The sequence below is a fragment of the Clostridium sp. genome (assembly GCF_016650095.1).
GTDB lineage: Bacteria > Bacillota > Clostridia > Clostridiales > Clostridiaceae > Clostridium_AD.
In genome coordinates this window covers 1-10,642 of record NZ_JAENWL010000096.1, presented here as the reverse complement: position 1 = coordinate 10,642, position 10,642 = coordinate 1, and the positions used below count along the sequence as shown (strand labels likewise).

Genomic DNA, 10,642 nt, shown 5'->3' with positions numbered 1-10,642 from the left:
GGATATTTTAAAAGAAGGTCATATAGACAACAATATTAGACTTGCTATAAGAGGGGGTGTCAGCCCTATAACTGCTATTAGAATGGCCACCTTAAATTCAGCAGAATGTTACAATCTTAAAAAACTTGGAGCTATTGCTCCGGGATATATAGCAGATTTTATAATAGTTGACAATTTATCAGATTTTAACGTTCTTAAAACTTTTAAAAAAGGTAAACAAGTAAAGGATGATTGGTATAAAGATATAAAGGAAGATAGAAAACTGTTAGAAACTGTATGTAACAGTGTTGATATTAAAGATTTTTCGAAGGAAGATTTAAAAATAAAGTTGACATCTGACACTGCAAAAGTAATTAAAATTATGGATCATAGTCTTTTTACAGAGAATGTAACAAGGAATGTGAAAGTAGATGATAATGAATATTATATATATGATGAATCAGTTGATATATTGCCTATTTATGTATTTGAAAGACATAGTGGTACCGGCAACATCGGTAAGGGTTTAATTGAAGGATATGGTCTTAAAAATGGAGCTGTTGCATCAACTATAGCACACGATTCACATAATTTAATTGTTATAGGTGATAATCCAACTAATGTTAAAATAGCTGTAGAAAAGATTATAGAAATTGGCGGAGGGTTGGTTATTGTTAAAGATGGTGAGGTCAAGGGATGTTTACCTTTAGATATTGCAGGTATCATGTCTAGTGAAGATTTAGAAACTGTATCAAAAGGTCATGAAAAACTCAACAAAATTGCTATGGAAGAGCTTGACATTAATGAAAGTGTAAATGCTTTTATGACTTTAGCATTTATGGCATTACCGGTTATTCCAGAACTTAAAATTACTGATAGAGGTTTATTTGATGTTATAAAATTTCAACATACAAATTTATAGTAAAATATAATTAATGCACTTTTTTTCATGAGATATACAAATTTTGAAAGGAAACTCTGATTTTGCAATGATATATTAACTATTGTTTCAAGACTAGTTTAGGTGAACATTATGAAAAATTCAATTCTTTTAAAAAATATTAAGTATCTTGTAACATGTGATGATAAGGACAATGTATTTCAAAATATAAACTTATTTATTGAAAACGGTGAAATAAAATATATTGGTAGCGAAGTTAAATGTGCCGATGAGATTATAGATGCAACAAATATGGTAGTGTATCCAGGTCTTATAAATACACACCATCATCTTTATCAATACTTTAGCAGAAATATTCCAGAAGTTCAAAATATGGAATTATTCCCATGGCTAAAATATTTATATGAAATTTGGAAAAATATAAATAGTGATGTTATTATGTACAGCTCTCTTTGTGGAATGGGCGAACTTTTAAAAACAGGTTGCACAACGTGTTTTGACCACCATTATGTATTCCCACAAAATCAAAACAATCTGATTGAAACACAGTTTGAGGCGGCACAAAGACTTGGTATCAGAATGTATGCATCTAGAGGAAGCATGTCTCTTAGTAAAAAGGATGGTGGGCTTCCACCAGATTCTGTGGTTCAGTCTACTACTGATATTTTAAAAGATAGTCAGCGTTTGGTGGAAAAATTCCATGACAAAAGTCGTTTTTCCATGAGGCAGGTTGCCATTGCCCCTTGTTCGCCATTCAGTGTTACGGGAGATTTGATGCGTGAATCGGCAAAGCTTGCAAGAGACCTTGGGGTTAGACTCCACACACATCTTGCAGAAACAGTGGATGAAGAAAATTTTACTATGCAAAAATTCAACATGCGCCCTCTTGAGTATATGGAGAGTTTGGGATGGTTAGGCGACCATGTGTGGTTTGCACATGGTATTCACTTTAATGATGATGAGCTAAATTTACTTGCAAGGACTGGTACAGGCATTGCTCATTGTCCCATATCCAATATGAAATTGTCATCGGGAATTGCAAAAATTCCTCAAATGATAAAGCTTAAAGTCCCTGTTGGGCTTGGAGTTGATGGAAGCGCAAGCAACGACGGCTCAAATATGCTTGAAGAAATGAGAGTTGCATTTTTACTCCATAGATTAAACTCAGGCAAAAATGCTCCAACAGCCTATGATATACTAAAAATTGCAACCAGAGGTAGTGCAAAAGTACTTGGACGCTCAGATATTGGTAAATTATCTGTTGGAATGGCAGGGGATTTATTTATGATAAATATTAATAGGATAGAACTTATAGGGGCTGATTTTGACCCTAAATCACTACTTAGCACTGTGGGATTTAAAGGGACTGTGGATTACACTATTGTAAACGGTGTCATTATTGTTGAAAATGGTAAACTTGTAACAATTGATGAGGAAAAAATTTATTATGAAAGTGATGCCGTGGTAAAAAAATTTAACGAAAATTCATGATTGGGATTTTTCGATATTGATTATTATATAAGGGGGCACAAAATGAGTATTGGAAAAAGTATTAAAAGGGTTGATGCTTTTGATAAAGTAACTGGACGTGCACAGTTTACAGATGATTTTCAATTAAAAAACGCTCTTGCTGCGAAAGTAATGCACAGTACTATTGCAAATGGCCTTGTTAAAAGTATTGATATTTCAGAGGCATTGAAACTGGTCGGAGTTATAAAAATTATAACCTGTTTTGATGTTCCTGATATTAAATTTGCAACAGCAGGTCATCCGTTTTCACTGGAATCGTCTCATCAGGATATTGCAGACAGGAAGTTACTAAACCAAAGAGTTAGATATTATGGAGATGACATAGCTGCGGTAGTTGCTAATGATATTGTAATTGCAACAAGAGCAATTAAGCTTATAAAAGTTGAATATGAAGAATATGAACCACTATTATCTATTGATGCATCTTTGAGTGAAGGAGCAAAGAGGATTCATGAGGAGTATCCTTCTAATATTCTTGCACATACAAGTTATGAGATAGGTAATTATGACAATGCAATAAAAGAAGAGGGACTTATTTCTTTTGAAGGAGAATATGAACTTTCTCCTGTTAAGCATTGCCATATAGAAAATCCGATTTCTTACGCCTATACTGAAGGTGAAAAAATGGTTGTGGTTTCATCAACTCAAATTCCTCATATTGCAAGGCGTGTAATTGGGCAAGCTCTTGGAATTGAATGGGGTAAAGTCAGAGTCATTAAACCATATATAGGAGGGGGCTTTGGTAATAAGCAAGAAGTCCTTTATGAACCACTAAATGCATATTTAAGTAAAGTAGTTGGTGGAAGATGTGTTAAACTCGATATTTCGCGAGAAGAAGATTTTGTAAATACCCGTCTTCGTACAGCTATGAAAATTAAAATTGTGAGTTATGTGAGATCAAATGGACGTTTTGTTGCAAGAAAGATAGAAATGTATGGTAATAAAGGGGCTTATGCATCCCATGGACATAGTGTGACAAATAAATCAGGCCACGCATTTAAACAGATATATCAAGATGAGGTTGCAACCAAAGGTGATATGTATTCAGTATATACAAATATGCCAGCATCTGGTGCAATGCGTGGTTATGGGATACCACAAATTACGTTTGCACTTGAATCACATGTTGATGATATAGCAACAAAACTTGGACTCGACAAAATTGAAATGAGAAAACTGAATGCTATGAAATTAGGATTCGTAGATAATCAAGTTAAATGCAATAGTAATGGTCTTTTCGAGTGTATTGAAAAGGGTAGAAAGTATATAGATTGGGATAATAAACTAAAAGAATATCAAAATCAAACAGGACCCATACGAAAAGGTGTTGGTATGGCAATATTTAGTTATGCAACAGGTGTTTTCCCTATTTCACTGGAAACGGCAGCTTGTAGAATTGTGCTTAATCAAGATGGCTCTGTCCAACTTCAAATGGGTGCCACAGAGATCGGTCAAGGGGCAGATACAGTATTTGGACAAATGGTAGCAGAGGTGCTGGATATTCCAGTTGAAAACGTGCATACTATATCAACTCAAGATACAGATATTACACCATTTGATACAGGCGCTTATGCATCCAGGCAGTCTTATGTATCAGGTATGGCAGCTAAAAAGGCGGCTATGCTACTTAAAGAAAAAATAATAGAACATGCAAATTTTATGTTGAAACTTCCTATAGGGAACATTGAACTTAAAAATAATAGTATAGTAAATAAAGAAACTGGTGAAATTATAGCCTCACTTAAAGAAGTGGCCATGCATGCATTTTACAATACGGAAAAATCAGTTCATATAACAGCAGATATAACAAATCAATGCAAGTCAAATACCTTCTCCTTTGGAATATGCTTTGTTGAAGTCGAAGTTGATATTCCAGTAGGTAAAATTAAAGTTCTTAATGTTATTAATGTTCATGACAGTGGAACACTTCTTAATCCTAAGCTTGCCGAAGGTCAGGTACATGGTGGCATGAGTATGAGTTTAGGTTATGGTTTAACTGAGCAGCTATTATTTGATCCAAAGACAGGGAGAATGCTCAATGATAATTTATTAGATTATAAACTTCCAACTATTATGGATACACCACATTTGGAAGCACAATTTGTGGAAACTTATGATGTGTCAGGTCCTTTTGGAAACAAAGCATTAGGAGAACCACCTGCCATTCCTGTTGCACCGGCAATTAGAAATGCAGTGCTAAATGCCACAGGAGTTCAGTTTAATGTTGCTCCGTTAACACCACAAAGACTTGTGAAAAAATTTAAAGAACAAAATTTAATTTAAAAGTGGAGGTGGAATAACAATGTATGATATTGAAAAAATATACCAGGCAACATCAGTGGAAGATGCAATAAAACGTCTTGCACTGGAACCTAATGCAATAATTATTGCAGGTGGAAGTGATGTGCTTATAAGCATTCGGCATGGCAAGCTTGCTGGGTGTAGTCTTGTAAGTATTTATGGTTTAGATGAGTTAAGAGGAGTAAAGCTTCAAGAGGATGGTAGTATAAAGATAGGTGCTCTTACAAGTTTTTCACATATTACAAAAAATGATACTATCAAAAAATATATCCCAGTACTTGGTGAAGCGGTTGATGAAATAGGAGGTCCACAATTAAGAAACATTGGAACAATTGGAGGAAATATTTCAAATGGTGTTACAAGTGCGGATAGTGCATCCACCTTATTTGCACTAAATGCTAAACTTGAAATAACAGGTATTAGTGGAGTTCGAACAATTCCTATTTCTGAGTACTATATAAGTCCTGGAAAAGTTAGTCTGAAAAATGCTGAAATACTTACGGCAATTTATATAACCAAAGAAAATTATGAAAATTATAAAGGTAATTACATTAAATATGCTATGCGTAATGCAATGGATATTGCAACACTTGGTTGTAGCGTAGTTTGTAAACTTAATGCACAAAAGGATAAGATTGAAGATATTCGTCTTGCCTACGGTGTTGCAGCGCCTATTCCTATGAGATGTTTTAAGGCAGAAGAAGCTGTAAAGGGAATGAGTTTTTCAGAAGAAATGTTTAATACTTTTGGTGAAACAGCAAAGACAGAAGTAAATCCACGTACTTCGTGGAGAGCATCTAAAGATTTCCGACTTCAGCTTGTGGGCGAACTCAGTAAAAGGGCCTTAAAAGAATCTATAAAAAAATGTGGAGGTGTAATCAATGGCAAATAAAATATTAAGCTGCATAGTAAATGGTGAACCTACACAAATTATGATAGATGATAGAGATTCACTTACTGATGTTCTTAGAAATCAGCTTAATCTTACAAGTGTTAAGAAAGGTTGTGAGGTTGGAGAATGTGGAGCTTGCACTGTTCTTATTGATGGCGAAGCTTTTGATTCTTGTATTTATCTTGCAATTTGGGCAGAGGGTAAAGAAATTCGAACAACTGAGGGACTCATGGATGCAGAGGGGAATATATCAGATATTCAGGAAGCATTTATTGAGGAAGGGGCTGTGCAATGCGGTTTCTGTACATGTGGGTTTGTTATGTCCTCCATTCCCGTTCTTGAAGATGATAATGAATATACAACGGATGAAATTAAAAAAGGACTTTCTGGTAATTTGTGCCGTTGCACAGGTTATGAAAATATATTAAATGCTGTAGAAAAGACTAAAAAGCATCGTTGTGATTGTAATAATTCAAAACTATGATACAATAAAATAATGTTTTGAATTTTCTCTGTGAATAATTCATGGGGCTTAATAATAAAAAATAGAGGGGGAACAAAATGGAACGTTTTCAGTTGAAAGAAAATGGGAGTGACGTCAAAAAAGAAGTTATAGGTGGAATAACAACATTTTTAACCATGGCTTACATTATTGCAGTTAATGCAAATATTTTGGGAGCTACAGGAATGAATGTGGGAGCTATAGTGACAGTAACTTGTTTAACTGCAGGATTTACTACAATAGCTATGGGATTATATGCAAATCTTCCTTTTGCACTAGCATCAGGAATGGGACTTAATGCATTCTTTGCTTTTAGTGTAGTAATAGGAATGAAAGTTCCATGGCAAGTGGCACTAGCAGCAGTATTTTTAGAAGGTATTATTTTTATTATACTATCATTAACTAATGTTAGAGAAGCAGTAGTTAACTCTATACCATTAACTTTAAAATTAGCAGTTACTGCAGGTATAGGACTTTTCATTGCTTTTATTGGGCTTGTGGATGCGGGTATTATAGTTAGCAATGATGCAACAAAGGTAGCTATGGGTACTTTTAAAAGCCCAGCAGTACTAATAACAGTACTAGGAGTAATTGTAATAGTAGTATTATCAAAGAAAAAAGTTAGAGGAGCTATATTATGGGGAATAATTGCAAGTGCTGGAGCAGCTTGGATATATGCAATGATAGCACCTATAACAGCAGCAACTTATGGAATAGCCACTCCAAAAGGAATATTTAAACTTGAATCAATATCACCAATTGCTGGTAAACTAGACTTTTCATATTTAACTGATTCAAGTAGAATACTGGATTTTCTTATAATAATGTTAACATTCTTATTTGTAGACTTTTTTGATACTGTAGGAACTTTAGTAGGAGTTGCTTCTAAGGTTGGGATGATTGACAAAGATGGTAAGGTTAAAAATGCTGGAAAGGCTCTACTTGTAGATGCCGTTGGTACTACTGTAGGAGCGTTCCTTGGTACTTCAACAGTAACCACTTATGTAGAAAGCTCAGCGGGGGTTGCAGAAGGTGCTAGAACAGGACTTGCTTCAGTTGTAACAGGCATATTATTCTTAATAGCAATGTTCTTTTCACCATTATTTATTGCAATACCATCTTGTGCAACTGCACCTGCACTCATAATAGTAGGGTTCTTCATGATAGGAGGTATAACTAAGATAGATTTTAATGATTTCACTGAGGGAGTACCTGCTTTCTTAACAATCATAATGATGCCACTTACTTATAGTATAGGAGACGGTTTAACAATTGGACTTCTTTCTTATGCTGTGTTAAACGGAATCAACAATTTATTTACTAAGGATCATACTAAGAGAAAGAAAGTTTCAATTGTGATATACATTTTGGCGATAATATTTATTCTTAAATTATATTTCACAGGCTAAAAGTAATAAAATATAACATAAATAAAAAACAATTCGCTTTATTTATATAAAGCGAATTGTTTTTTTATTTTATAGTGGTACCTGTAATACCTGCTATACCATCTTTAGCTTTTTCAAGTAGAGTTATAAGTGAATATCTTTCATCTTTTGATGATGCAAAATCAATAGCAGCTTGTACTTTAGGTAGCATTGATCCAGGAGCAAAGTGTCCTTCCTTTGCATATTGACTAATTTCATGGACTGATATATTACCAAGCCATTTTTCATTTGGCTTACCAAAATTAATAGCTACTTTTTCTACAGCAGTTAAAATAATAAGACAGTCTGCATTAAGTTCTTTTGCAAGAGTGCAGCTAGCAAAATCCTTATCAATAACAGCACTTACACCTTTTAGATGATTTCCTTCTCTTATAACAGGTATACCGCCACCACCACAGGCAATAACAACTTGTCCTATATCAACTAGTGATCTTATAGTTTCAATTTCAACAATACCTACTGGCTTTGGTGAAGCAACAACTTCTCTATATCCACGACCAGCGTCTTCAACAACTTTTTTACCGGTTTTTACAAAGTCATTAGCTTCTTCTTTTGTCATGAAACTTCCAATAGGTTTTGTTGGATTTTCAAAGGCTTTATCACTGGGATTTACCTCAACTTGTGTTATTATTGTTGAAACGTTTTTGGTTATGTTACGATTAAGGAGTTCTTCTTTTAATGCATTTTGTAAATCATAACCGATATAAGATTGGCTCATTGCAACGCAGACAGACATAGGAACAGATGAATATTTCGGACTATTTTTATGAAGTTCACTCATTGCAATATTAATCATACCTACTTGAGGACCATTTCCATGAGAAATAACAACATCATTGCCAGCCTCGATAAGGTCAACTATAGCTTTTGAAGTGGATTTTACAGCTTCCATTTGTTCTTTTAGATTAGTGCCAAGAGCATTGCCACCTAGAGCGATAACTATCTTCTTGTTCATATGATTTTCCCTCCATTAATGAATTCAATTTTGGTAGTAAAAGGCTATATGGAATTTAAAATTCCATGTAGCCTTTTATTAAAATAATTAATAATATTATTTTATCTTACGTTCCTTATTACGCCTCTCAAGCATAGCTAAAACTTCTTGAGGGTTTTTAATTTTACTTAAAAAAATCATAGAAGCTATTGTATAAGGTTTAAAACTAGCTTGTTTATAAAGTGGCGTGCGGTAACGATCAAAAACGGATGCGTCAACCTCTCCAACTTCGCAACTAACTCCAGATATATCAGCTGGCAGACAATGCATATAAAGTGCTTTTCCATCTTTTGTTGTTTTCATAAGTTCCTCAGTACATTGCCAATCTTTATGTTCAGCATTCTGCGCCAAAAGTTCTTTTTCTAGTGATTTTATACCAGCATCATCACCTTTTCCATATAAATCTGTACGTTTTTCCATTGCAACAAAAGGCGCCCAACTCTTAGGATAAACTATGTCGGCATCTTTGAAAGCCTCTTCCATAGAATTAGTTTTTGTAAATGAACCACCAGACTCCGCGGCATTTTTAATAGCAATTTCTTCGACTTCACTCATAACTTCGTATCCTTCAGGATGTGCAAGAACAACATCCATACCAAGACGAGTTAAAAGTCCGATTATTCCTTGGGGAACTGAAAGGGGCTTGCCATAAGATGGAGAATAAGCCCAAGACATAGCAATCTTTTTACCCTTTAAATTTTCAATGCCGCCAAATTCGTTTATAAGATGAAGAGCATCAGCCATACACTGAGTAGGGTGATCTATATCACATTGTAAGCTAACAAGTGTAGGGCGTTGTTCTAAGATGCCGTCCTTATTACCTTCTTTTACAGCTTTAGACACTTCGCGCATATAAGTATTGCCTTTTCCAATATACATGTCATCACGGATACCAATAACGTCTGCCATAAAAGAAATCATGTTAGCAGTTTCTCTTACTGTTTCACCATGAGCAATCTGAGATTTTCCTTCATCTAGATCTTGAACTTCAAGACCAAGGAGGTTACAAGCAGAAGCAAAGCTAAATCTTGTACGAGTTGAATTGTCACGGAATAGTGAAATTCCTAGGCCGCTATCAAAAATCTTTGATGATATGTTATTCTGGCGGAGCTCTTTAAGAGATTCTGCAACAGTGAAAACTGCCTCTAATTCATCCTTTGTTTTTTCCCAAGTAAGTAAAAAATCATTGTTGTGCATATTTTTAAAATCAAGTGAATTAAGCTTGTCTATATACTTATCCATTAAAGCCATAATAAAAACTCCCCTTTATATTTAAATTATTATTTCTATTTTTTGTTACGTTAAAAAGTCATATGTTGTGTAAAATGCTATTTGAACAAACTTAGCAATTCTTAACGGATTTCGTTGAAATAGCCGTTAAGAAAATCATATGTTTGAGCGATAGCGAGTTTATGATTTTTAGGATATTTTAATAAAATCCGATTAGAATTGCTTAGTGAAGAGAGATAGCATTTCTAACAACATATGACTTTATTTGTTTTTACAGTAAATTGTTGGAAGAACAGCATATACAGCAGCACATTTAACTAAGTCTTCTTTCCAACTTATTTCATTTGGAGCATGTGCCTGAGATTCTGCACCAGGTCCGAATCCTATGCATGGTATTCCATGACGACCCATTATAGCAACACCATTTGTTGAGAATGTCCATTTATCAGTAAGTGGGCGAGCTTTTCTCATTGCATCAGTGCCCGTAGCACCGCTTCTTGTTGTTCCGAACATTCCTTTGTATGATTCTTCCATTGCCTTAACAACAGCATGATCTTCAGGAATAACCCATGTAGGGAAGTAACAATCCTGAGGGTATGAAAGTCCAGTCCAACTTGCTTTTTCATATTTATACATAGTAACTTCCACATTGTATTTTTTAGCAGCTGGAAGTTGACGAATTTCTTCTAAACAGCTTTCCCAAGTTTCTCCAGATGTCATACGACGGTCTAATGAAACTGAGCAAGAGTCTGCTACCGCACAACGACTTGGTGAAGTAAAGAAAATTTCTGATGTAGTTATAGTGCCACGTCCTATGAACTGAGCTTCTTCGAATTTAGAGTTGTATTTTTTATCTAACATTTTT

8 protein-coding genes and 1 pseudogene are annotated in these 10,642 nt (G+C 34.6%); 6 read left to right on the top strand and 3 right to left on the bottom strand.

Going from position 1 to position 10,642, the window contains the following annotated elements:
* The 6 genes from JJE11_RS07755 to JJE11_RS07730 all read left to right on the top strand — a co-directional run.
* Positions 1-901 (top strand): adenine deaminase C-terminal domain-containing protein (locus JJE11_RS07755; RefSeq protein ID WP_291634259.1); only part of this gene is annotated, 901 nt, incomplete at its 5' end.
* A 111-nt stretch (positions 902-1,012) separates the two neighbouring features.
* Positions 1,013-2,371, top strand: coding sequence for an 8-oxoguanine deaminase (locus tag JJE11_RS07750; protein ID WP_291634257.1), 1,359 nt, complete (start codon positions 1,013-1,015; stop codon positions 2,369-2,371).
* A gap of 42 nt (positions 2,372-2,413) precedes the next feature.
* Positions 2,414-4,693, top strand: coding sequence for a xanthine dehydrogenase subunit XdhA (gene xdhA / locus JJE11_RS07745; protein ID WP_291634255.1), 2,280 nt, complete (start codon positions 2,414-2,416; stop codon positions 4,691-4,693).
* 19 nt (positions 4,694-4,712) lie between these two features.
* Positions 4,713-5,603: a xanthine dehydrogenase subunit XdhB gene (xdhB, locus tag JJE11_RS07740; protein WP_291634253.1), complete on the top strand. Its 891-nt coding sequence runs from the start codon at positions 4,713-4,715 to the stop codon at positions 5,601-5,603.
* Positions 5,593-6,087 carry a xanthine dehydrogenase subunit XdhC gene (gene xdhC, locus JJE11_RS07735; RefSeq protein WP_291634251.1) on the top strand — a complete coding sequence of 165 codons (495 nt, stop codon included), beginning with the start codon at positions 5,593-5,595 and terminating at the stop codon, positions 6,085-6,087. Before xdhB ends, xdhC begins: the two co-directional genes overlap by 11 nt.
* Positions 6,088-6,164: 77 nt before the next feature.
* On the top strand, positions 6,165-7,514 hold the full coding sequence (locus JJE11_RS07730) for an NCS2 family permease (RefSeq protein WP_291634249.1): 1,350 nt from the start codon (positions 6,165-6,167) through the stop codon (positions 7,512-7,514).
* Between the two features lie 64 nt (positions 7,515-7,578).
* Here JJE11_RS07730 and arcC read toward each other — a convergent pair whose 3' ends face one another.
* The 3 genes and pseudogenes from arcC to JJE11_RS07715 form a co-directional block, all read right to left on the bottom strand.
* A complete protein-coding gene (gene arcC, locus JJE11_RS07725) occupies positions 7,579-8,508 on the bottom strand; it encodes a carbamate kinase (protein ID WP_291634247.1) in 930 nt (309 codons plus the stop codon).
* A 96-nt stretch (positions 8,509-8,604) separates the two neighbouring features.
* Positions 8,605-9,798 carry a knotted carbamoyltransferase YgeW gene (gene ygeW, locus JJE11_RS07720; protein ID WP_291634245.1) on the bottom strand — a complete coding sequence of 398 codons (1,194 nt, stop codon included), beginning with the start codon at positions 9,796-9,798 and terminating at the stop codon, positions 8,605-8,607.
* 240 nt (positions 9,799-10,038) lie between these two features.
* Positions 10,039-10,642 (bottom strand): annotated as a pseudogene (locus tag JJE11_RS07715) (M20/M25/M40 family metallo-hydrolase); the annotation flags it as partial.